Source organism: Paraglaciecola mesophila KMM 241, from assembly GCF_000315015.1.
In the GTDB taxonomy this organism is placed as follows: Bacteria; Pseudomonadota; Gammaproteobacteria; order Enterobacterales; family Alteromonadaceae; genus Paraglaciecola; species Paraglaciecola mesophila.
On the sequence record NZ_BAEP01000041.1, the window covers coordinates 1 to 23,490 of the forward strand.

The following is a 23,490-nucleotide window of genomic DNA, read 5'->3' on the forward strand; positions in this document are numbered from 1 at the left end:
ATAAGCAACTAGCTTCACGCTCAGCATAAACGAGACACTGAAGTCATTTCTATTTTAAGTCATCTAATCTTAAGCTCAATCCTAATCCTTAGGAAACTCAGTTTGACACTACGAATAAGAAACTTTGCTTGCAGGTGTTTATAAGCTGATAGTCGAAAAAAGGCTCTATGGCGCTCAGGCTAGCAGCTAATCTAATGTCGCTATTGTTTAGTAGCCCATGTTGGCTGATTGAGAGTTAGCGCATTGAATAAACCCAACAGGGGGGATCTTTTGACTAACCATGTAGCAGTGAATACGGTTTTCGTCTTGAATTCAGGGTAAAAAATTACGATGTAATGTCCTGCCGACTAGCTTGAAAAGAGGGAGTTATAATTGGCTATATCGCTTAAAGGCTCTTAAGCTGGGATACATCTTTGATTAATAAAATAATAATGATCATTATAGTTGGGTTAGGATTATGCTATTTGCGATAACACGGTGTAACCACTATTGAGGTGGAAAATGATTGAACACGGCAGCTTTGAACTTGAAATAACAGGAAATGTATTGATCCTGAGGGCGTTCGACTCTTGGAATTACCAAACTGCCAGTCGATGGGTTGAGGAAACCAAAGAGCTTGCTAGTCACCTAAAAAGTAATCCTTGGTTGTGTATCTGTGACCTTACACAATGGGAGCTAGCTACCCCTGATATTCACTATGCTGTTTTAGACTTGAATCTATGGTTAGATGAAAATAACTTGAGATATCTAGCCATCGTTCATAACAGCGCACTTCAAAAAGCGGTACTCCAAAAATCTCATGAAGTATTTAGGAATGTAGAAGTTGAATATTTTAGCAACCTAGATGAAGGTTATGCTTGGTTAGAGAGTGTTTCTAGTTCTTTAGATTCCAAAAATAGTAAGGCGAGTAATCACCTGTGAATCTACGATAAATTTATTTATGTGGACAAATAGTGGACATCAATAAATAGAAAAGCCCCTAACTTATTGAAAGTTAGGGGCTAAATGTGGTGGAGCTGGCGGGAGTTGAACCCGCGTCCAAAAAACGTTAACCGTCGGTACTACATGCTTATTCTGTCTTTTATTTAACTATTTTGAACTCCGGCAGACAGGATTTCTCATAGCGGGCCTAATACTGTTTCGCGGTTCACCCTTAGACAAGGTTCCCTCGCTATTCTGCTGGGATGACCTTCCGAACCTCTACTAGCAGAAAGAGTATGAGTGGAAGGGCTTAGCCGGTTATTAAGCGGCTAGAGCGTAGTTTTCGTCGTTTGCGACTATTTAAATGCGGCTTTTTAAGAGGCAAACCGCTCCTCTGCATGCACCTAAAGCCTCAAGAATCTTGTCGAATCCAAAATCAGCCCCAAATGTTGTTGGTTGCAAACTACCAACAGTGCGCAGTATACCACAGTCATGGGGGAAATCACTAATATGCGTAGTTAAAGCAGCTAATAATTCGCTTCATCTAATAGATTGGTTAAGGTTTGTGCAGGTAAGCATTGGCCTTCTGCCCAGTTTTCATTCAATAGAGTGATTAGGCTGTTTAGGCGGTCCGCTTTGCGTTGTATTTGCTCTAACAAAGCGGCTGCTTCTTGGCGTTTACCTTCGAGTCGCTCAAGGATTAAGTCGTGATCAAAACCATCTTCTGCTGTGGCGGCAGATGGCATTTCATCTAATGAAAAACCAAGACTTTGAGAGAACCTAATCAGCTGTATTTGCCGTAGGCTGTCGGAATTGTACTGACGATAACCATTGCTGCTTCTGGCACTTTTCAGTAGCCCTTTGCTTTCATAGAAGCGGATGGTGCTGGGCGCAACACCGCTGTGCTGGGCGAGTTCGCCTATTTTCATTAGGTTTCCTTCGAAGATATTAATCAAGAGGTGAGAGGTGAAAGAGAAATAGCCTGATAATGAAACTACCTATAATGCTATTGACCTTAAAGCTGACTTTAAGGTTATAGTGAATTCAATGTCAATTTAATCAGTCGTTTTATGTCAGCTAAATCCAATGCGTTAACCAATGCTCAACAAAGTAGCGCCAAAGCGCCCGCCAACTGCGTATTTTCTTCTTTTCGTTTCCCAAGTGGGTTGAAGGTAAAAAATCGCCTAGTCAAAGCAGCTATGGAAGAAAACCTAGCCACGATTGAACAGGTACCGTCCCAAACCTTACTCACCATGTATCGTAAATGGGCTGATGGGGGAGTGGGCCTCATTTTGACAGGCAATGTGATGGTAGATCATTTAGCCATGACTGGCCCAGGTGGATTGGCGCTAGAAAAAAGCAGCGACATAACCACGTTCACTCAGCTTGCCAACGAGTCGAAAATCAATGGTTGCAAAGTCGTGATGCAAATTAATCACCCAGGCAGGCAAGTGTTTAGCAAAATGGGCGGCAAGGTGTTATCCGCATCAGATGTGGCCCTTGATATGGGTAAGCATTCACATTTATTTGGTCAGCCAAAAGCCATGAATGAAGCGCAAATACAGGATGTGATTAAGCGGTTTGTACAAACGGCCCAACGTGCTGAAGAAGCAGGCTTTGATGGCGTGCAAATTCACGCAGCCCATGGTTATTTATTGGCCCAGTTTTTATCGCCTTTGACGAATAAACGCAATGATAACTGGGGTGGTAGCATCGAAAACCGCGCTCGACTGTTATTAACCATTACCCGTGAAATTAAGCAGGCGTGTGGCGCAGGCTTTTCTGTTTCTGTGAAGCTCAATTCTGCGGATTTTCAGCGTGGTGGTTTTGAGCCTGCAGATGCACAAGACGTGGTAGATATGCTCGGTGAGCTGAACATTGATTTTGTGGAATTGTCTGGTGGCAGTTATGAAGCCCCGGCCATGCAAGGCAACACAGCAGATACGCGAACGCTAGCCCGAGAAGCGTATTTTTTAGAATTTGCCCAAGCGATTAGTGCGCATTCATCCGTGCCAATCATGACCACGGGGGGCATCACGCGCTTGCCCGTGGCACAAAAGGTTGTTGACTCAGGCGTCGCCTTGGTCGGTATGGCCACTGCATTGGCATTTACCCCTGATTTACCCAACCAGTGGCAAAATCATCATGGTGTTACGAGCGCTTTACCCAAGGTGACATGGAAAGACAAAACCCTGTCAGGCTTGGCAACCATGGCATTAGTTAAAAGACAAATTCGCAGAGTAGGCGAGGGGAAAAGCCCACAAGGGAAGTTGTCACCCATTATCAGTTTAATTTTGGATCAGGTGCGCACTGCCAAGCTAACTAAACGGTATCGTAAACGTTTTAGTGATGAGCTGAGTTAAAAAAGGCGCTGTTGCGCCTTTTTTAACAATGAAGCATATGGTTTTCTGCATTAAGCCTAGACTTTATGCTTCATCATGCGTTCTTTGTCTCGTGCCCAATCACGGTCCTTGACGGCATCACGTTTATCATGCTCGTGCTTACCTTTACCTAAGTAAATTTCGACTTTTACCCAGTTCTTCTTCCAGTACATGGCAGTGGCAAGAATTGAGTAACCTTGGCGCTCGACTGAGCCAATCAGTTTGTCGAGCTCACGTTTGTTGAGTAAGAGTTTGCGCTGACGCAAAGGCTCACATACTACGTGGCTAGATGCTTGGTTAAGAGGTTGAATAGTACTACCCACTAAAAAGGCTTCGCCTTTGTGTAAGGTAACGTAGCTGTCAGACAAATTGACTTTGCCTGAACGAATGCTTTTAACTTCCCATCCTTGTAATTCAATGCCAGCTTCGATTTTATCTTGCAAGATATAGTCGTGCCGCGCCTTTTTATTCAATGCGATGGTGTTGTTAGTTGATTTTGACTTCTTTGATTTCATGGCGCCGTATTATAATGGTTGTCTAACGGGGTACAACAAAAATCACTGATATTGAAATAGATATCTGATTTTATGCTAGTATTTTGCGCCTATAAAAACCGACTGACCCATTTCAAGGGGAATTGATGCCTAATGTGACCCGCAGCGCTCTGGTAGCGTTTAGTGCTGAATCAATGTTTGATTTGATAAATGACGTGCAACGCTATCCCGAATTTTTACCTGGTTGTGCTCAGACAAAAGTAACCCATGCAGATGAACACAGCATGGAAGCGTCTTTGCTGATTTCAAAAGCTGGGATCAAACAATGGTTTAGTACACGTAATGAGTTATCTCGCGGTGAGTACATTAGGATGAATTTGGTTGACGGGCCGTTCTCTGAACTGCGCGGAGGATGGACTTTTAAGGCGCTTTCTGACAGCGCCTGTAAAATTGAATTAAATTTAGATTTTGCCTTTTCGAGTCGCCTAGTGGAAATGGCCTTTGGTCGGGTTTTTAATGCGATTGCAGCTAATATGGTGGTCGCTTTTACAGAGCGAGCTAAAGAGGTATATGCATGACTGACAAACAAATCAACCTAGAAGTAGCCTATGCACTGCCTGAACGCCAAGCCTTGTTAGAAGTGGTGGTTGAAACGGGCCATACCGTTGAGGAAGCAATTCAAGCATCTGGTATTTTGCAGCGCTTTGATGATATCGATTTAACCAAAAGTAAAGTCGGTATTTGGAATCGTACCTGCAAATTAACTGATGTTCCCCAAGATGGCGATCGTATTGAGATTTATCGCCCGTTAATTGCCGATCCTAAAGAAGCACGGCGTCGCCGAGCAGAAAAAGCCAAAGAGGAAGGGCGTGCCAATAAAGTCACTGGTGGGCGCGCGTAAGGTTATTCAAAGGCCAAGCTTAGGCCTCAATGGTTAAGCGCTAAGGCTTCAAAGGCCGGATCTTAGCGTAAAAATGCAGCCCTAAAACCTCAACCCTAGTGCATCACACAAGAATTTCTGTAAAGGCTGCGCTCGGCCATAACGTGTAGCGGCCAACTCACACACGTTACCTTCCAATAACTGCTTTTTATCCAGCGGGCAAATAGCAATAAAATCTTTGCGCTTAATTTCTTCAATCATTGGGGATTCGGAGTCGTAGCCTTTTGGGGGGCGAACAAGTGAATCGCCTGCCATATGGTAGTACTCAGTAAAGGGGGAGTGCTCGATAGCATCTTGATAGACCGAAGGTTTACGCTGAATATGCTCTCGTATAGCGCGCAATGCATCAGGTTGCGGGTGCCATGTGCCCACAGCAAGGAAACACTCTTCACTGGCAATATGCATATAAAACCCTGGCGAGTGCACGTCTTTGCCTATTTCGTGGCGAAATTGAATACCTACATTGGTTTTATATGGAGATTTGTCTTTCGAGAAGCGCACATCTCGATACACCCGCATCAACGAGCCACCCATTTTTTTGGGTGTGGCTTCATAATGCGGCGAAATCATCGGGATCCACTTTTGCATTTCACTGATAAAATCAAGAGCAGGGCCGCGCACTAAATCTTCGTAACGCTGTTTATTCGCATTGAACCACTCCCTGTCGTTGTTCTTTTCTAGTTGCTGTAAAAAAGTAAATAGGGATGGGTCGAAATGGGTAAACATAAGCTAGCCTCTTGAAATAATAGTGGCCAGCTTACTCATTGGTTACGGCAAATCAATAACAGGGGTTGTGACAATTGTTACAGATTCTTTTGCACGGTAAAAAATGTCAGCAACACACTTCAGTTGGTTTTCTTGAGTAACTCTTGGGAGCCAAATTTGTATCTCATGTGTTGTTTACTAGTACTTCTTACGCTTGAGACCTGTGGTGGCCAAGATTTTCGCCGAAATTTCTTCTATGGAATAACGAGTACTATTTAGAAAAGGGATTTTCTCCTTGCGGTATAGGTTTTCTACTTCGCGTAATTCCATGCGGCATTGCTGCAACGACGCATAGCGGCTGTTGGCACGGCGTTCAGAACGTATTTGATGCAGGCGCTGAGCTTCTATGGTTAAGCCAAACATTTTGTCTTTGTGACGTTTGAGGGCAGGGGGCATTTTTAAAATATCTCCCATGTCTTCTTCAGTGAAGGGGTAGTTTGCCGCCTTGATACCGTATTGCAGGGCTAAATATAAGCTGGTGGGTGTTTTACCAGAGCGTGATACGCCAACCAAAATAATATCGGCTTCGTCATACTCCTGTAAATTTGAACCATCATCGTTTGCTAAGGCGTAATTTACTGCTTCTATTCTGATGTCATAGGTTTTTTCATGAATACTGTGAGTTCGATGTTTTTCTGGTTTTGAAGGCACGCCCAAAACGATTTCCAGTGGGGCAACAAATTGGTCGAGAAAATTGTAGTTAATGCCCACTGATTTAGAGATTATTTTGCGCACTTCGGTATTCACTATCGTATAAAACACCAAAGGGCGTTGACCATCATCTTGAAAACTTTCAGATATTCTTTTAACAACTTGTTTCGCTTGTTCTTCAGTTTCAACAAACGGAACCGTGATATGTTCGAACTCGATCGTGAATAATGACAGCAATGCATGGCCAAATACCTCCGAAGTTATCGCTGTTCCGTCTGAAATATAGTAAGCCGTTCGCATAACATTTCCTTAACAATGTAGTAATATAATTACATAAATAAATTAAATTTTACTTTCTTCTGAACTGCATTCTAAAATCCCTCACGTAAAAAGCTAGGCACTTGAGAAATATAATTTTTTTCGACGTTTAGCGAGCGTCATTTTGACTAACTATCTGGGGTTGTCATCGTTGGCAGCTTTTACAATTGAGTTCATCTTGGAGACGAATTAAATGCAAGAAAATGTGCTTTGGTATCAGCAATTGGGAATGGACGACGTGGGCGTCGTCGGTGGTAAGAATGCATCCCTTGGCGAAATGATTTCGAATCTTTCAAATGCTGGTGTACAGGTACCCGGTGGTTTTGCTACGACTGCGTCAGCGTTTAATCTTTTCTTAGAACAAAGTGGCCTTGAGGCACGCATTCACGATTTGCTTGATACGTTGGACGTGAATGACATTCCTGCCTTGGGCGAAGCGGGTAAAACAATACGTCAGTGGATCATCGACACCCCGTTTTTACCTGAGCTAGAAGCAGACATCACTTCTGCATTTAAAACCTTGCAAGGTGATGCAGGAGACGAAGCGTCATTTGCTGTGCGTTCATCTGCAACGGCTGAAGACATGCCTGATGCTTCATTCGCTGGACAACAAGAAACATTTCTAAACGTAAAGGGCATTGATGCCGTGATGGTTGCCATCAAGCATGTTTATGCGTCTTTATTTAACGACCGTGCCATTTCTTATCGCGTACACCAAGGTTATGACCACAAAGGCGTGGCATTATCTGCAGGTATTCAACGCATGGTACGCAGTGACTGCGCAGCATCAGGCGTAATGTTCACCATTGACACTGAATCAGGTTTTGAAGATGTGGTATTTATCACCTCATCATATGGTTTGGGTGAAATGGTGGTGCAAGGTGCCGTTAACCCAGATGAATTTTATGTACACAAGCCAACGCTAGACAAAGGCTTGCCTGCAGTGGTACGTCGTAATCTAGGCAGTAAATTAACCAAGATGATTTACTCAGATGATTTGAGCCATGGCAAGCAGGTGGAAATTGTTGATATCGATAAAGCCGACAGCGTTGTTTTCTCGCTAACGGATGACGAAGTTCAAGAGTTAGCCAAACAAGCGCAAATCATCGAGAAACACTACAAACGTGCGATGGATATTGAATGGGCTAAAGACGGCATCGACGGTAAACTTTATATCGTGCAAGCGCGTCCAGAAACAGTGCGCAGCCGCGAAGACATTCAAGTGATAGAGCGCTTCCGCCTAAACGGTAAAGCGAGTGTTGTATGTGAAGGTCGCTCTATCGGTCATAAGATTGGTGCTGGTGTGGCAAAAGTGCTTGACTCTATAGAAGAGATGGACAAAATCCAAGCCGGTGACGTGTTGGTAACTGACATGACAGACCCTGATTGGGAGCCCATCATGAAAAAAGCCTCAGCGATTGTTACCAATCGTGGTGGGCGTACATGTCACGCAGCTATTATCGCTCGTGAATTGGGTATTCCGGCTGTTGTTGGTTGTGGCAACGCCACTGACTTGATTAACAACGGTGACAAGATTACCGTTTCTTGCGCCGAAGGCGACACAGGCTTTATCTATGGTGATGTGCTCGATTTTGACGTAGTGACGTCTCGCATCGATTCTATGCCTGAAATCCCCCTTAAAGTAATGATGAACGTTGGTAACCCTGACAGAGCATTCGATTTTGCTCGCTTGCCGAATGAAGGCGTCGGCCTTGCACGTTTAGAGTTCATCATCAACCGTATGATTGGTGTGCATCCAAAAGCCTTACTTAACTTTGATGCCCAGCCTTCAGAGCTTAAAGAAGAAATCAGCGAAATGATCGCCGGTTACGCATCGCCAGTTGAGTTTTATATCGAGAAATTGGTTGAAGGGATCGCGACAATCGGCGCTGCTTTCTCACCTAAGAAAGTCATTGTGCGTATGTCTGATTTTAAATCCAACGAGTACTATAACTTGGTGGGTGGGTATCAATACGAGCCCGATGAAGAAAACCCTATGTTGGGCTTCCGTGGTGCGAGCCGTTATATTTCTGAAAGCTTCCGTGATTGTTTCGCACTTGAATGTGAAGCCATTAAGCGAGTACGGAACAAAATGGGCTTGACGAATGTTGAGATCATGATCCCATTCGTGCGTACGCTTGAAGAAGGCCGCAGTGTTATCGAATTGCTAAAAGAGCAAGGTTTAGTGCAAGGTGAAAATGGCTTGCGCGTTATTATGATGTGCGAATTACCGTCAAATGCATTATTAGCTGACCAGTTCTTGGATATCTTCGATGGCTTCTCAATTGGTTCAAACGATATGACCCAATTAGCCCTTGGTCTTGACCGCGATTCAGGCGTGATTGCTCACTTGTTTGACGAGCGTGACCCTGCGGTTAAAGCATTGCTTGCTATGGCTATTCAAGCAGCGAAGAAACGCGGTAAGTATGTGGGAATTTGTGGCCAAGGCCCATCTGATCACGAAGACTTGGCCGCATGGTTAGTTGAGCAAGGTATCGACAGCGTATCGTTAAATCCTGATACAGTCGTCGAAACCTGGTTGTACTTAGGGGAAAAGCACAAGAAGTAACAGGCGCTAAAATACACCGCTGACTAACAATAATAATAAAATCAGTGCCCTACAGGTAAAAAGGCTGTCATATGACAGCCTTTTTTTTGGTTTTTTATTGATAAACACTGTGCTAATGGAGGGAGGAAGGCTTAAGAAAGATAACCGAGTCGAACAAAGCGCTAATAAAATTAATCTCGTAATTTTCGATTCAGTAATACGCGGTCAATCTTAGCGGATGAGCGAGCCATACTCGTTTGGCAGCGTTTTAGCCAAGTTCTGGCAACAGGTACGTCAACACTTAGCAACAATAAACCTGCTATTACCAGCAACATTGAGCCTGGGATGATAAACAGCACAATGCCTGCAACAACCAATAGTGCGCCTAACCCAATACGTAGATTTTTCATTTTGCATATATTCCTTTTTTCATGATTCACTTTTACGACAGGAACAGGAAAGTTGCAACTGCATACTTGTTACCGAGTATGACGTAAGCAAGCCGCGTGTATAAAAAGAGTATGGATGAGAGCTCAAAATGTGCAAAAAATTGTGCTAGACAGAATAATTAACCTAGATAAAAACTAAATAATTCCTTTCGCGTATTAGATGTTAGAGGCGCTTAGGTTGTACAATAGCGCGCAATTGTTAAACCGTGAGAAAAAAGAACATTATGCCCCAGCATGAATTACCTGCTTTAGACATTGAATCCGGCCCGCAATCCAATTATCACGCTTTTTTCTCGGCTTTGAGGCGCAGTGAATTTAGTGGCGACATCGAATTTAGCTATGCCAGTCGTCTCGCCGTGGCTACCGATAACTCTATCTATCAAGCGTTGCCTCAAGGTGTGGTGCTACCCAAATCAGTGGCTGATTTACAAGTAATTGGTGAGCTTGCTAGTCAATATAATGATGTTTCTTTTAGTGCCAGAGGCGGCGGTACGGGTACTAACGGGCAGTCTTTGACGTCAGGCATTATTGTTGACGTGTCACGGCATATGAATAACATCCTTGAAATTAACCCTCAAGAGCGCTGGGTAAAAGTACAAGCAGGTGTCGTGAAGGATCAGTTAAACGACGCGCTTCGCCCTTATGGTTTGTTTTTCGCGCCAGATTTATCGACCAGCAACCGCGCGACCATCGGCGGTATGATTAGCACCGACGCTTCGGGGCAGGGCTCATTGGTGTACGGTAAAACCAGCGATCACGTTTTAGGCTTAACCTCAGTATTGGCTGACGGCACATTGCTAGAAACCGCCCCAATGGACATGGAGCAGGCCAAGCAAGTTGCACAGCAACAGAACATTACGGGGAGGTTAGTTAAACAAATTTTGGCAACCTGTGTGGATAAGCGCGAACAGATCTTAGCTAAATTCCCCCGTATGAACCGCTTCTTGACCGGTTACGATTTAGAGCATGCGTTAAATGACGATTTAACCAAGGTCGATATTAGCCGTGTTATCACAGGCTCTGAAGGGTCCTTGGTGTTTGTGGCAGAAGCCAAACTGAACGTCACTCCTATTTCTAAACACAAAGCCTTGGTGAATATTAAGTACGATTCTTTTGAGTCAGCGCTGCGCCATGCCCCGCATATGGTGGCGGCAAACGCGACATCTGTAGAAACAGTTGATAGCAACGTATTAAACCTAGCGAAGCAGGATATTATTTGGCACCAAGTTAAAGAGCTCATTACTGAGGTTGAAAACAAGGAAGTGCTTGGCCTAAACATGGTTGAGTACAATGGCGATTCAGAAGAAGCGTTGCGAGAAAAAATCACTTTACTGAGCGCAAAATTGGATGCGGCGCTTGAGGGTAATGAAGGCGGCGTAATTGGTTATCAAATTACTTATGACAACGCCGATATTGGCAAAATTTATGCGATGCGTAAAAAATCGGTGGGCTTATTGGGTAAAACCAAGGGTCGTAAAAAGCCCTTAGCGTTCGTCGAAGATACAGGCGTGCCGCCAGAGAATTTGGCCGACTTTATTATGGAGTTTCGGGCGTTACTTGATGCTCGTAACTTACATTACGGTATGTTTGGTCACGTTGATGCTGGGGTGCTACATGTGCGCCCAGCGCTTGATATGTGCGACCCTGAGCAAGAAGCGACTATCCCAGATATATCTAATGAGGTTTCGGCCTTGGTTGCTAAATATGGCGGCTTATTATGGGGCGAGCACGGTAAAGGTTATCGCAGTGAATATGCGCCGGCATTTTTCGGTGAAGAGTTATATGAAGAGCTACGAAAAATAAAAGCGGCGTTTGACCCTCACAATAAAATGAACCCAGGCAAAATCTGCACACCGATTGAAAGTAGTGCGCCTTTAGTCAGCGTAGGTGGCGTAAAACGCGGTGAGTTTGACCGTCAAATACCTATTACGGTGCGTGATGCATTTGGGCCAGCGATGAACTGTAACGGCAATGGTTTGTGCTTCAATTATGACACCACATCGACCATGTGCCCATCGAGTAAAATTACCTCTGACCGACGTCACAGCCCCAAAGGACGAGCAGGGGCGATGCGTGAATGGTTGCGTTTACTGGCCAATAATCAAGTGGATGTGAATGCCCTTGAGCTGCAAGGGAAGAACCAGAATTTGCTGAAACGCCTAAACAACTCCATGGGCAAAGCACAATCTAACGACTTCTCACATGAAGTGCTAGAGGTGATGGATGGCTGCTTAGCGTGTAAGGCATGCTCTACCCAATGCCCGGTAAGCGTGGATGTGCCCACTTTTAGGGCGCGCTTCTTGTCACTTTATTACCAGCGTTATATGCGCCCCGCCAAAGACTATTTAGTGGGTAATATTGAAGCTATGGCACCGCTGATGGCTAAAGCGCCAAAGCTGGTAAATGCCTTTTTAAAACAAGCGTGGATGAACAAGCTTATCAAGAAAACGGTGGGTTATGTAGACACACCGTTACTGTCATCCCCGTCACTGAAAAAGCAACTAGCAGGGCATGAAGCCACTCATTTTAATTTAGGGACGTTGCAAGCCTTGAGCGCGAGTGAGCGGGCCAAAAAAGTATTGATTGTACAGGATCCCTTCACAAGCTTTTATGAGGCAGGTTTACTGCATGATTTGGTTAAACTGATTGAATGCCTAGGATACGAGCCTATTCTGTTGCCCTTTATGCCCAATGGTAAACCCCAACATGTGAAAGGTTTCTTGAAAGAATTTGCCGCGACGGCAAAAGACAGCGCAGACTTTTTAAACAAGCTAGCGCCGCTGGGTATACCTATGGTGGGTGTCGACCCATCATTAGTGCTGTGCTATCGAGATGAATACAAAAAAGTGTTAGGTGATACCAGAGGCAGCTTTGAAGTGACGTTAGTTCACGAGTGGTTAGCGACAATTACTTTGCCAGAGCGCGGCAACACACCTGATACCGAGTATGCATTCTTCGGTCATTGTACAGAGAAAACAGCTCTGCCTGAAAGTGAGAAACATTGGCAGCAATTGTTCCAGCGCATGGGCATGTCACTCACGCCGATTTCAGTGGGGTGCTGCGGCATGGCTGGCACCTTTGGCCATGAAGCAAGTCATTTAGAGCAATCAAAAGGCATTTATGCCTTAAGCTGGGAAAAGGCAGTGGCGAAATTTAAAACTTCTCAAATCTTAGCCACTGGATATTCATGTCGCAGTCAAGTTGCTCGTATTGAGGGTGAAAAACCTAAGCATCCATTACAAGCGATGCTCGCGCACCTTTCTTAACATGCCTGTTTTGATGCGCACGCCTTGAAACAGGCGCGCTAGAATGGATGTCTTAAAACGGTTGTCCTAAATTAGGTTGTATTAAAGCGACTTAGTAACAACAGAGCGTTAGCAATATGACGTAAAAAGCAGTGAATACTCAGTGTTCACTGCTTTTTTTGTTGGCGAATTCCTTTCATAGAGTGCATACAAGCACGAAGCCCGCATGGCCGCATTAAGTGCTAAAAACGAGACTTTAAAACACCAAGCTTTGGCCCAGACTTGGTATCACGGCTCTGATGTTTTTATCTTCCCATAACTTTTGTGCTAATGCTTCTTGGGCTTTGGGCTCACCGTGTACTAACACGACTTTTGGGTTGTTTTCAAAATGGCTCACCCATTCTACGAGTTCATTTTGGCCTGCATGAGCTGAAAAGCCGCCCAGAGTTTCTATTTGTGCTTTGACCACGTAATCATCACCAAACAATTTTAAATGCTGTAGGCCGTCAACTAGCAACCTACCGAGCGTGCCATTAGCTTGGTATCCACAAAAAATGATGGCGTTGCGTGAATCCCAAATTCGCTGCTTGAAGTGGTGACGTATCCGTCCTCCGGTACACATGCCGCTGCCGGCAATAATTAACGCACCTTTTTTGATTTTGTTGATCATCATGGACTCATCCGGTGCCACGGACAAAAACAAACGCGGAATGAAGTCTTTGAGTATGGAGTGTGCGTTAGGGCTGGCTTCTTCAATTTCGTCACTATCAAGTGCACTAAACCACTTGTCATAAACGCGGGTCACTTCAATGGCCATCGGGCTGTCGAGAATTACCTGCCAATTGTCTAATAAACCTTGCTGGTGCAGTTGGCCTAGGTAGAAAAGGATTTCTTGGGTACGTCCTACTGCGAACGCAGGGATCATGATATTACCGCCTCGGTTTTCAGTATCCATTAAAATGGTTTTAAGCTCAGATACCGTATTATCGATAGATTTATGATTGCGATCGCCATAGGTGCTTTCCATTAATACAATATCAGCTTTGGTCAGTATGCTCGGGTCGTTCATTAATACGGCGCTTTTGTTGCCCAAATCACCGGAGAAAACCAATTTTTTCTGCTCGCCTCTTTCTTCGAAGCTAAGTTCGATTATCGCTGAGCCAAGAATATGCCCTGCATCGTAAAAGCAAGCTGTCGTTTGCTCTGCAAGCTTAAGCGCCTTGTTGTAGCTTTGTGACTCACACTGAGCGATGACTTGCATCACATCCTCTTCCGAGTATTCAGGCTCAAGTAGAGGTTTACCTTTGCGAGCGAGACGGCGGTTTTCACGGGCTAAGTCACTCATGTAAATGCTGACTGAGTCTTGCAACATTACCACCAGTAAATCTGCCGTTTCTGAGGTGCAGTATATAGGGCCAGTAAACCCCTCATGGACCAGTTTGGGTAACATGCCGCTATGGTCGAGATGGGCATGGGATAACAGCACTGCGTCTATGGATGCAGGATTAAAAGGGAAGCCTTCGTCACCGATGCGATCAATGGAGTTCCCCCCTTGATGCATACCGCAATCAAGCAGGATTTTACCGAAGCTTGCAGATTCAATTAGGTGACATGAGCCGGTCACTTCCTGCGCTGCGCCCCAAAAATAGATAATAGCCATAACAATCCTTTTTCAAGTCAACACGTTGGGACGTATTGAAAATAAAATGTAATTAAAACGTAATTTTAATGTAGCGCATTTTAAAGGGCTGACTTTGTCTTGCATCAAGTTTGCTTTGCTTAACTGCGTGACTTACCTTGATGCTCTATCGAATAATACGTCATCCACATTTATGGCCTAGTAACTAACAACAGACCAACGTCTTAATGCCGACACCAATACTCTGTGGCATAGTCGACGTGAGCATATCTAAGGAGTGATTATGAAAACCGCCTTACCTAATCGGCCTGACTGGCAAGCGTTGCTTAAGTCTGGCAATCGTATCTTTATTGGCTCGAATGCTGCCGTTCCTAACGCACTCATTGATGATTTAATCGCCAATAGTGGCGACTTAAAAGATATAGAGCTGGTGCAATTTAATGCTTTGTCGGACAGTCGTTGGGTGGAGCCGCAGTTCAGTGATTTATTCAAAGTGAATGCCTTGTTTATTGGAGGAGAAAAAGTCCGTCAAGCGGTGGCTGAGGGGCGGGTCGATTACACGCCGTGTTTTTTATCAGAGGTCCCTTCACTGTTTGAGGAGGATATCTTGCCCTTAGATGCAGCCTTTATCATGGTCAGCCCGCCTGACAAATACGGTTACTGTTCGTTAGGTGTGGCCGTTGATGTGAATTTGGCGGCAGTTAAAAAGGCCAAGTACGTGGTTGCTCAAATTAACACGTCGATGCCACGTACCAGCGGCCATACATTTATCCGCATTGACGACATAGCGGCATGCATAGAAGTGGAGCAAGCGCTCCCGGAGCTGCCTACTTACGAACCAGATAAAATCACTGAGCGAATTGGTCAATATGTTGCCATGCTGGTGGATGATGGCGCCACGCTGCAACTGGGGGTGGGGAAAATACCCAATGCAGTGCTGTATTACTTGCAAAACCACAAAGATTTAGGCGTACATAGCGAACTAATTACTGACGGTATTATTGATTTGATTGCTAAAGGCGTGATCAACAACCGCAAAAAAACCTTTCACCCTGGCAAAACAGTGGCGAGTTTTTGTTTAGGTAGCAAAAAGCTATATGACTTTGTGGATAATAATCCCCACGTGGAGTTTTACCCCAGTGATTATCTGAACTCACCAGCGAATATTGCGCGTAATCATAAAATGGTGGCGATAAATAGCGCATTGGAAGTGGACTTAACGGGTCAGGTGGTCGCTGACTCCATTGGTTATCAGTTTTATAGCGGCATTGGCGGGCAGGTGGATTTTATTCGTGGCGCTGCTATGTCCCCTGGAGGTAAACCTATTATTGCTATGCCCTCTACTGCAAAGGGAGGCTCTATCTCGCGTATTGTTCCCTTTATCACCGAAGGAAGCGGGGTGGTGACGAGCCGCGGCCATGTACATTATGTAGTGACTGAATTTGGTGTCGCATCACTTAAGGGGCGCAGCATTCGAGAGCGAGCGCTGGAGCTAATTCGCGTAGCGCACCCAAAATTTCGTGAACAATTACTGGCCAAGGTGCGTGAGCATTATTGGGTGCCGAATTATCAAAAGAATTATCCTCGAGATGTACCTGAACTCGGTCCATTAGGGTTTAAAACCATGAAGATTGATAATCAGTCGTTTGATCTACGGCCACTCAACCCAGCAGATGAGCGTCGTCTGCAAGAGTTCTTCTATTCCCATACCAAAGAAACCCTGTTTTACCGGTATAACCATTACCCCACGCAGATGACCCGTGAGAAGTCGTGTAATTTAGTCAGTGTTGATCAGAGCCACGACTTAGCCTTGTGCATTGTTAGGCAGCAAGGTTCGGCCTCGGAAATTCAAGCCGTAGGGCGTTACTATTTGTGCGCTGACAATAAAAGCTGTGAAGCGGCATTTGTGACCCGAGAATCGTTTCACGGAAAGGGCATGGCTAAACAACTATTGGCAGAAATGATCCTCATTGCAAAGCAAAGGGGATTAACAAGAATGTTAGCGGTGGTCAGAGCAGATAACCGAAATATGCTTAGAGTTTTCGAAAGTGCGCATTTTGAGCGCCAACCTTCTCAAGAGATGGGCGAAGTCAATTTAACCTTGAATTTGGACAAGTATTAATGAGTTTTGTTTTTATAAGTCACCCTTGTTGCGGGTTGCATGAGGCGGGTACCGATCACCCAGATAGCCCAGATCGGTTGCATGCGATTAACGATCAGATTATTGCGTCAAGACTCGATTTTATTATTGATAAACAACAGGCAATTCAGGCCACAAAAGAGCAGTTATATTTAGCGCACGACAAAGCTTATGTGGATCATGTCTTCGCCAGTGTCCCCAAAGAAGGCGTTATAGAGTTGGCACCCGACACTCAGTTAGGTCAGCACAGTTTGAACGCGGCATTATATGCAGCTGGGGCGAATGTGATGGCTGTGGATTTGGTGATGCAAAACAAAGCTGAACAGGCATTTTGCGCGGTGCGCCCACCGGGTCACCACGCCGAACATGCTAGGGCCATGGGTTTTTGTTTTTTCAATAATGTTGCAGTAGCTGCGGCTTACGCTATGGCGCAATATGGCCTAGAGCGTGTTGCCATTATTGATTTTGACGTACACCACGGTAACGGTACTGAAGACATTTTTTTTAACGATGAGCGCGTGCTGTTTTGCTCATCGTTTGAATCGCCTTTTTTCCCTTATAACATGGGGCCAGGGAATGAGCATATTTTGAACTTGCCTTTACCAGCGGGCACCTATGGTGATGAATTTATGCAGGCCATTAGCGAGCAGTGGCTGCCTAAAATAGATGCCTTTGCTCCGCAGCTTATCTTAATCTCTGCGGGTTTTGACAGTCATTATGAAGATGATATGGGGCACTTTAATTTAGTCGAAACAGACTTTTACTGGTTGACCGCAGAGCTTAAAAAACTGGCCGTTAAACATTGCAACGCTAGGATGGTGTCTACGCTAGAAGGCGGTTATGTGTTGAATGCGCTGGGGCGCAGCGTAGCGGCGCATATCAAAGGGATGATGGATTGACTAAACGCTAGATTGTCAGAGATACATCAGGCACGGCGTTTATATGCGCATTGCGTCACATGAGTGTTTTTGTTTTGTGGTTAATCTCTATTAACTGCTATCAACGCCCCGTTGCGGTGTTCTCTGGCTTAACTTGCGCCTATGCTGGTTATTTTTGCGCGAAAATTTGATTCAGCTCACTGAAATTAACCGGTTTAGTGAAGTGATAATCAAACCCTACTTCCTTGGCTTTACGCACATCCTCGGCTTGACCATACCCTGTAAGAGCAACCAATAGCGGCGTTAACTTTCTGGCGAGGATCTGCTGGGCAACTTCATAGCCATTCATATCTGGTAAACCTATATCGAGTAGGACAACATCAGGTTCGATTTTTTCAATATCACTGAGTGCATCATGGGCGTTGTAAACGGTAGTCACTATATGCCCTTGCATCGCTAACAACTCTGACATGGTATCCGCAGAATCTTTGTTGTCATCGACTATCAAAATTCGTTTCTCTGCTTTTAGCGCAAAAGCGGCCTCGGCAGCAGTATTTTCGGGGGCGGTTATTCTAGGTAAGGTGATGGTAAAGCATGAGCCATGACCTAGACCTTGGCTACTAACAGAGATAGACCCGCCATGCATTTGTACTAAACGCTGAACGATATTTAGACCGATACCCAAGCCACCTTGGGAGCGATCTAACGTTTGCTGTACTTGGGTAAAAAGTTCAAACACCTTACCTTGCATCGACGGACTAATTCCGTAGCCATTGTCACTAATTATCACCTGCACAGTGTCAGCATCTGCTACACATTCTAGTGTTATGTGGCCGCCCTCAGGCGTGTACTTAATGGCATTGTTTAACACGTTACTTATGGATTGAACCAAGCGCGTGCTGTCGCCATTCACAAATAACGCTTGCGAAGTACCAACTATCTCAAGGGTGTGGTGTTTGGCATCTAGGGCACTTTGCAGAGATTCTATGGTAAAACTGACGATATCAGAGAAGTCGGTTGGTTCAAGCTGCAAATTGATTAGGTTTTGGCTAATACGAGACACATCCAGTAAGTCATCCATAAGGTGAGTCATGTGATGTACTTGGCGGGCTAGAATATCACCGATATTTTTTAGCTTGGGGTCGCGTTGCTCCATGTTGAGCAATATTTCGCTCACATTGCGAATAGGGGCTAATGGATTACGCAGCTCGTGGGCTAGCATGGCGAGAAATTCGTCTTTAAGCTTATCTTGTTCTTGCAGTGAGCGATTTGCCATAACGCGCTCGGTGACATTATTGCCTTCTACTAATATTCCGCTAACCTGACCGTTCGCGTTCATTATTGGCTGATAAATAAAGTCGATATAGATGGGGGCGCCATTGCCCACAATGAGCGGCATTTCAATACCGTGGTGGCTTTCACCACTTTCAAAAACCTTGTCTAATAGCGCAATAAACCCTTGGGCATCAACCTCAGGAACAACATCAATCACTTTTTGACCTATAAAGCCTTGCTTGCCTAGGAGTTTGAAGTAATTGAGGTTGGCGTATTCGAAGCGATGTTCAGGCCCTTGCACAATGCACATAAAACTCGGAGCTTGGTCGAACAATGAACGCCAACGCGCTTCTGCGGTTTTCATGGCTTGCTCTGCTAGCACTTGCTCAGTTGTTTCATTACACACCACTAATATACCGCCGATGCCGTTTGGGGCAGTCGGATCGTCAATTGGGCTGTAACTATAGGTCCAATACATTTCTTCACGAACACCATTACGGGTGATGAATAAACGTTGGTTCTCGTGCCAGGTGTGGCCTTTTCCCGTTAAAATTTGTTCTATTTGCGGGGCGATTTCAGGCCAAATTTCCGCCCAACAGTCTCGGCCTTGCTGGCCTAGGGCACTGGGGTGACGCTCTGGACCAAGGGTTTTTAAGTAGGGGTCATTGTAAAATTGGATCAGATCCGGTCCCCACCACAGAAACATGGGGTGACCGCTTGAGAGCAACAAACGCAAACTGGTTTTTAATGGTTGAGGCCAGCTTTCAGGCACTCCGATAGGTGAAGATTGCCAATCGTAAGCGCGTATTCTAGCGCCCATTTCTCCGCCGCCGGCGATAAAATTTAAAGCGGATTTGGATTGAGGCGTATAAGTCATTTACGTTATTTCCTGCTTACAGTTATTGACGTTGTTATCCCCTTTCAACGCTTAACATACATTGTATTCATTACGTAATACACTCAGATGCTACCCACTCAACAGAGGTTTTTAATTTTGTGTAATAGCATATTATATAACTACCAAAAATAACCACCAAAATGTCGCTACAAACAAATAATCATCACGCTTTGGTTCGATGTCTCAAGCTGTCTTAAGGATGTTTTGCGTAATGAGTGAGCTCGGTTCGTGCTTTTAAGCGAATGATTTATTTGTAAGATAGTTAGCAACTTCACGTTCTTATCTAGAAGAAGGTTATAAACATCAACCTAAGGCTTGGTCGTTAATGCTATTGTCACTACATACATTACAAATTAAAGAGGTTAAGTACATGTCGTTTAATATATCAGTCTTTGTTAAAGGGATTATTGCAGGTTTCGTCGGTACATTGGTGCTAACGGGATTGATGATGGTGAAAAAGAACATGGGCGTGATGCCAGAGTTAGATCCGATTCACATGATGTCAACCATGGCAGCTGAGAAAATGGGCACACAGATTAGTCTTACTACTGGGTGGATAATGCATTTTGTGCTCGGCTCGGTTGCTTGGGGCGGGGCATTTGCTGTTTTTAACGGTATCCTTCCCGGAGGCTCTCAAGTAGCTAGAGGGATGACATTTGGTATCTTGGCATGGTTATTAATGATGATAGGTCCTATGCCTATGAGTGGTGCAGGTCTATTCGGGTTGAGCATGGGTATAATGGCGCCTGTCATGACCCTTATTTTGCACCTTGTGTTTGGCGCGGCAATGGGATTTACATTCGCTAAATTACTCGGAACCTCTGATTAATCTTACTGTAGGAAAAAGTAAACTGGCTTAATCGAAGAGGGAGAATCGGTTCAGTTCATTAATTAATATAAAAAGCCGGAGGGAGTAGATCCTTCCGGCTGACGTTATCGGAAAGTTTACTTGGCTTTCTTAAGTTGTTTTTTCAACTTCTTCACTTTGCTTTCTTGCTTTTCAATTTTAGCCTTGCGGTTTTTAATTTCTTTCTTAAGCGCTTTAGTATTTGATTTAGCCATTGGAATGTTCCTTTTTATGTAAGAGAAAGGTGTCATATAAGCAGTCGCTTCTTGATGTTATGTGTCTATCGAAGTGCGGTTTTGCTCATTGATGAACTGACGGATAAACCTGCGTACTTCACGGGCCGCACTGGTATCAAGCTCTTCACATAAGTTTACAAACTCAGCGCGCTCTTGATCATTAATGCGGACAATTAACTGACTATTTTTCTTCTTCGCCTTTTTAATGCTCAAAGGGTTGTCATCCGAATCGTGATTTATCAGACTTTAATGTATATCAAATGTATATACATTCATAGTTTTTTTGTAGAAGTAAATTTACCTACTGATAAGTCAAGAACACTCATATCGCACTTTCAATATTTTTTTGAAAATGTTTCATGCAAGATGCGCTTTTTATCCAATGAAAGTGATTTACAATGCCATGCAAATATAGCTAAAAACTTAGTGAATGATTGGAGAGTATGATGAAAGCCATCGGTTATAAAAATCCGAGTGAAACCGCGACTGCTGGGTCGTTGCAAGAATATACCCTAGACATGCCCGTCGCATCAGCGAGAGACTTGTTAATTGAAGTCAAAGCCGTGTCTGTTAACCCAGTGGATACAAAATTGCGCGGTAGAATTAACCCGTCGCCAGATATAAAAGTATTAGGTTATGACGGTGTCGGTATTGTCAAAGCCGTGGGTGAACAGGTGACATTGTTTAATGTGGGGGACAGGGTTTTTTATGCTGGTGACATGTCACGTCAAGGCAGTAATGCTGAATTTCAACTTGTTGACGAGCGTATTGTTGGCTTAGCACCCACCTCAATCTCAGATGCACAAGCTGCAGCCTTACCACTGACGGCGGTAACTGCTTGGGAATTGCTATTTGATCGTTTGCAACTCAACCGAGACAGCAATCAAAGCGTGTTGATCATTGGAGCAGCGGGCGGTGTCGGCTCTATTATGCTACAGCTAGCGAAACAGCTAACTAACGTGACTATCATTGCCACCGCATCTCGTGAAAAGAGCGCGGACTGGGTACGTAAATTGGGTGCCGATCATGTGATAAACCACCATCAACCCTTGGCGGAACAGCTCACGGCGCTAGGTTTTGACAGTGTCGATAACATCGTTAGCTTAACCAATACCGACCAGCATTTTGAACAAATAGTGGAGTGTATTACCCCGCAAGGTAAGTTTGCTTTAATAGATGACCCAGCATCATTAAATGTGGTGGCATTAAAACGCAAAAGTGTGTCTTTACATTGGGAGTTTATGTTTACTCGATCGTTGTTTGAAACAACCGATATGCAAACCCAGCACGACATACTGAGTCAAATCGCTCAGCTGATTGATAATGGTACTTTGGTCACCACATTGGGTGAGGAATTAGGCAAAATCAACGTTGAAAATCTAGTGAAAGCCCATCAATTGCTAGAGTCTCAAACGGCGGTGGGCAAATTGGTTTTGGCTGGGTTCTAGCCTAGGCTAACCCTTCGTTATTTTGTCCAAAAAACGATAGAGTGGCTATTTCGTGCAGAGGTAATAAGTAATAGGAAGGGCACACAAGTATCGTGTGTAAATACAGCACACAAATACAGTATTCGAACACACCCATTAATCACTCACAATTTGAGAGCGTATATGACATTTTCTGTTCCTTCATTTGCTAAATTAAGCGCTAAACTGACCGCGCTTGCATTATTTAGCGCAGCGGCGCTAACAACTAACGTCACCTTGGCACAGAGTCAAGTAGCCAACGATGGCCATGCTCAACAAGAGATCAGCCACGAGCTGGAAACATATGCATCGTTTGATGAAACGACTCCCCCTGGAAATATTGCTATTGGTCCAGATGGGCGCAAATTTTTAAGTGTGCACGGTTTTTATGGTCAGCCGGTGAAAATAGTCGAACTGTTTAATGATGGTTCGGTGAAGCCCTACCCAAGCGAAGCGTGGGCATCTAAACCGGATGAGAACCAAATTGGTTTGTACGATGTGCTGGGTTTGAATGTGGATCAAAACGGCGTGTTGTGGATGCTGGATACATCATCAGATGACCACGCAGGTCGCCTAGTGGGTTGGAACACACGCTTAGAAACCCTTGAGAAAATCATTTATATTGCCAAGCCCATGATCACGCCGGGCTCATTTTTAAATGATTTAGCGATCGACAGCAAACACGGCAAAATTTACCTGGCTGATACCGCGTCTAATAACCACGCCGCCATTGTGGTAGTCGACATCAAAACGGGGCAAGCCAGACGTGTTCTAGAAGGCAGTGAGTATACCCAAGCCGAAGACGTGGACATGACCATTGAAGGCAGAGTGATCACATTAGGTGGCCAGCCTGCAAGGCTAGGCGTCAACCCGATCACCATTGATGTTGATTCTAACTGGCTGTATTTCGGTGCTATGTCAGGTACGGCTATTTATCGCGTGAAAACCGATGACTTAGTGGATTTAAGCCTCGATATGGCCGCACTAGAAGACAAAATACAGCGCTACGGAGATAAATCATTGTCTGACGGTATTACCATTGATGGCGGCGGCAATGTGTATGTTACCTCTGTGACCCAAGGTGCCATTGAAGTCACGGATAGTTCAGGTAACAGCCGCACCTTGTATAAAGATCAGCGCATCGTGTGGCCCGATGGCTTTGCTTATGGACCTGATGATTATATCTACTTTACGGTTAATGAACTGCATCGCTCTGCTGTGCTAAACGGCGGTGAAAATGCCAGCAAAGGAGAGTTCAAGGTCATGCGCTTTCCTGCATTAGTGAAAGGAAAAACAGGCCGTTAGGATTATTATTTAATTTGAATGTTAGCCAGTGCGGAACAAATAGCGCCATGCTCACTCTGACAGTGTGAATATGGCGCTTTTTTATTTCTCGCGC

Annotated in this window: 19 protein-coding genes and 1 other RNA gene; 11 read left to right on the plus strand and 9 right to left on the minus strand. The window is 44.6% G+C overall.

The features are described from left to right. Window positions 1-501 precede the first annotated feature (501 nt). On the plus strand, window positions 502-921 hold the full coding sequence (locus GMES_RS09330) for a hypothetical protein (RefSeq protein WP_006992407.1): 420 nt from the start codon (window positions 502-504) through the stop codon (window positions 919-921). An 87-nt stretch (window positions 922-1,008) separates the two neighbouring features. On the opposite strand, the gene ssrA is transcribed toward GMES_RS09330, so the two are convergent. After that, window positions 1,009-1,365, minus strand: a transfer-messenger RNA (tmRNA) gene (gene ssrA / locus GMES_RS22230). 83 nt (window positions 1,366-1,448) lie between these two features. Next, on the minus strand, window positions 1,449-1,850 hold the full coding sequence (locus GMES_RS09335; protein WP_006992408.1) for a MerR family transcriptional regulator: 402 nt from the start codon (window positions 1,848-1,850) through the stop codon (window positions 1,449-1,451). Between the two features lie 141 nt (window positions 1,851-1,991). On the opposite strand from GMES_RS09335, the gene GMES_RS09340 reads away from it, so the two are divergent. Further along, complete coding sequence (locus GMES_RS09340) at window positions 1,992-3,284, plus strand: NADH:flavin oxidoreductase/NADH oxidase family protein (RefSeq protein ID WP_006992409.1); 1,293 nt, start codon at window positions 1,992-1,994, stop codon at window positions 3,282-3,284. Between the two features lie 56 nt (window positions 3,285-3,340). On the opposite strand, the gene smpB is transcribed toward GMES_RS09340, so the two are convergent. After that, a complete protein-coding gene (gene smpB / locus GMES_RS09345) occupies window positions 3,341-3,817 on the minus strand; it encodes an SsrA-binding protein SmpB (protein ID WP_006992410.1) in 477 nt (158 codons plus the stop codon). A gap of 125 nt (window positions 3,818-3,942) precedes the next feature. Here smpB and GMES_RS09350 point away from each other — a divergent pair, with 125 nt between their 5' ends. Both GMES_RS09350 and GMES_RS09355 read left to right on the plus strand, forming a co-directional pair. Continuing rightward, window positions 3,943-4,374: a type II toxin-antitoxin system RatA family toxin gene (locus GMES_RS09350; protein ID WP_006992411.1), complete on the plus strand. Its 432-nt coding sequence runs from the start codon at window positions 3,943-3,945 to the stop codon at window positions 4,372-4,374. Then, window positions 4,371-4,697: an RnfH family protein gene (locus GMES_RS09355; RefSeq protein WP_006992412.1), complete on the plus strand. Its 327-nt coding sequence runs from the start codon at window positions 4,371-4,373 to the stop codon at window positions 4,695-4,697. The genes GMES_RS09350 and GMES_RS09355 overlap by 4 nt, the downstream gene beginning before the upstream one ends. Window positions 4,698-4,778: 81 nt before the next feature. On the opposite strand, the gene GMES_RS09360 is transcribed toward GMES_RS09355, so the two are convergent. Then, entirely contained in the window at window positions 4,779-5,462 is a 684-nt protein-coding gene (locus GMES_RS09360; protein WP_006992413.1) for a DUF2461 domain-containing protein, read from the minus strand. A gap of 177 nt (window positions 5,463-5,639) precedes the next feature. Next, a complete protein-coding gene (gene ppsR / locus GMES_RS09365) occupies window positions 5,640-6,452 on the minus strand; it encodes a phosphoenolpyruvate synthetase regulatory kinase/phosphorylase PpsR (protein ID WP_006992414.1) in 813 nt (270 codons plus the stop codon). Window positions 6,453-6,663: 211 nt separating this feature from the next. Here ppsR and ppsA point away from each other — a divergent pair, with 211 nt between their 5' ends. Continuing rightward, window positions 6,664-9,039 (plus strand): phosphoenolpyruvate synthase, encoded by a 2,376-nt coding sequence (gene ppsA, locus GMES_RS09370; protein ID WP_006992415.1) that lies wholly within the window; start codon window positions 6,664-6,666, stop codon window positions 9,037-9,039. Window positions 9,040-9,209: 170 nt separating this feature from the next. On the opposite strand, the gene GMES_RS09375 is transcribed toward ppsA, so the two are convergent. Continuing rightward, the gene (locus GMES_RS09375) at window positions 9,210-9,428 is read right to left on the minus strand and encodes a PGPGW domain-containing protein (RefSeq protein WP_006992416.1); all 219 of its coding nucleotides are present in this window, start codon (window positions 9,426-9,428) and stop codon (window positions 9,210-9,212) included. Window positions 9,429-9,691: 263 nt separating this feature from the next. Between GMES_RS09375 and ydiJ the strand changes: the two genes are divergently transcribed. Continuing rightward, window positions 9,692-12,733, plus strand: a complete 3,042-nt coding sequence (gene ydiJ / locus GMES_RS09380; RefSeq protein ID WP_006992417.1) for a D-2-hydroxyglutarate dehydrogenase YdiJ — start codon at window positions 9,692-9,694, stop codon at window positions 12,731-12,733. Between the two features lie 235 nt (window positions 12,734-12,968). Here ydiJ and GMES_RS09385 read toward each other — a convergent pair whose 3' ends face one another. Continuing rightward, on the minus strand, window positions 12,969-14,372 hold the full coding sequence (locus tag GMES_RS09385; protein WP_006992418.1) for an MBL fold metallo-hydrolase RNA specificity domain-containing protein: 1,404 nt from the start codon (window positions 14,370-14,372) through the stop codon (window positions 12,969-12,971). A 262-nt stretch (window positions 14,373-14,634) separates the two neighbouring features. On the opposite strand from GMES_RS09385, the gene GMES_RS09390 reads away from it, so the two are divergent. Next, window positions 14,635-16,473, plus strand: coding sequence for a GNAT family N-acetyltransferase (locus tag GMES_RS09390; protein WP_006992419.1), 1,839 nt, complete (start codon window positions 14,635-14,637; stop codon window positions 16,471-16,473). Then, window positions 16,473-17,390, plus strand: a complete 918-nt coding sequence (locus tag GMES_RS09395) for a histone deacetylase family protein (RefSeq protein ID WP_006992420.1) — start codon at window positions 16,473-16,475, stop codon at window positions 17,388-17,390. Before GMES_RS09390 ends, GMES_RS09395 begins: the two co-directional genes overlap by 1 nt. Before the next feature lie 148 nt (window positions 17,391-17,538). Here GMES_RS09395 and GMES_RS09400 read toward each other — a convergent pair whose 3' ends face one another. Beyond that, complete coding sequence (locus GMES_RS09400) at window positions 17,539-19,521, minus strand: PAS domain-containing hybrid sensor histidine kinase/response regulator (protein WP_006992421.1); 1,983 nt, start codon at window positions 19,519-19,521, stop codon at window positions 17,539-17,541. Between the two features lie 391 nt (window positions 19,522-19,912). On the opposite strand from GMES_RS09400, the gene GMES_RS09405 reads away from it, so the two are divergent. Further along, window positions 19,913-20,371, plus strand: coding sequence for a DUF6789 family protein (locus GMES_RS09405; RefSeq protein ID WP_226990279.1), 459 nt, complete (start codon window positions 19,913-19,915; stop codon window positions 20,369-20,371). A gap of 290 nt (window positions 20,372-20,661) precedes the next feature. On the opposite strand, the gene GMES_RS22675 is transcribed toward GMES_RS09405, so the two are convergent. Beyond that, window positions 20,662-20,838, minus strand: a complete 177-nt coding sequence (locus tag GMES_RS22675; RefSeq protein WP_006992424.1) for a hypothetical protein — start codon at window positions 20,836-20,838, stop codon at window positions 20,662-20,664. Window positions 20,839-21,071: 233 nt separating this feature from the next. On the opposite strand from GMES_RS22675, the gene GMES_RS09410 reads away from it, so the two are divergent. Then, window positions 21,072-22,073 (plus strand): zinc-binding alcohol dehydrogenase family protein, encoded by a 1,002-nt coding sequence (locus GMES_RS09410; protein WP_006992425.1) that lies wholly within the window; start codon window positions 21,072-21,074, stop codon window positions 22,071-22,073. A 162-nt stretch (window positions 22,074-22,235) separates the two neighbouring features. Continuing rightward, a complete protein-coding gene (locus GMES_RS09415) occupies window positions 22,236-23,396 on the plus strand; it encodes an L-dopachrome tautomerase-related protein (protein WP_006992426.1) in 1,161 nt (386 codons plus the stop codon). Window positions 23,397-23,490: the final 94 nt, after the last annotated feature.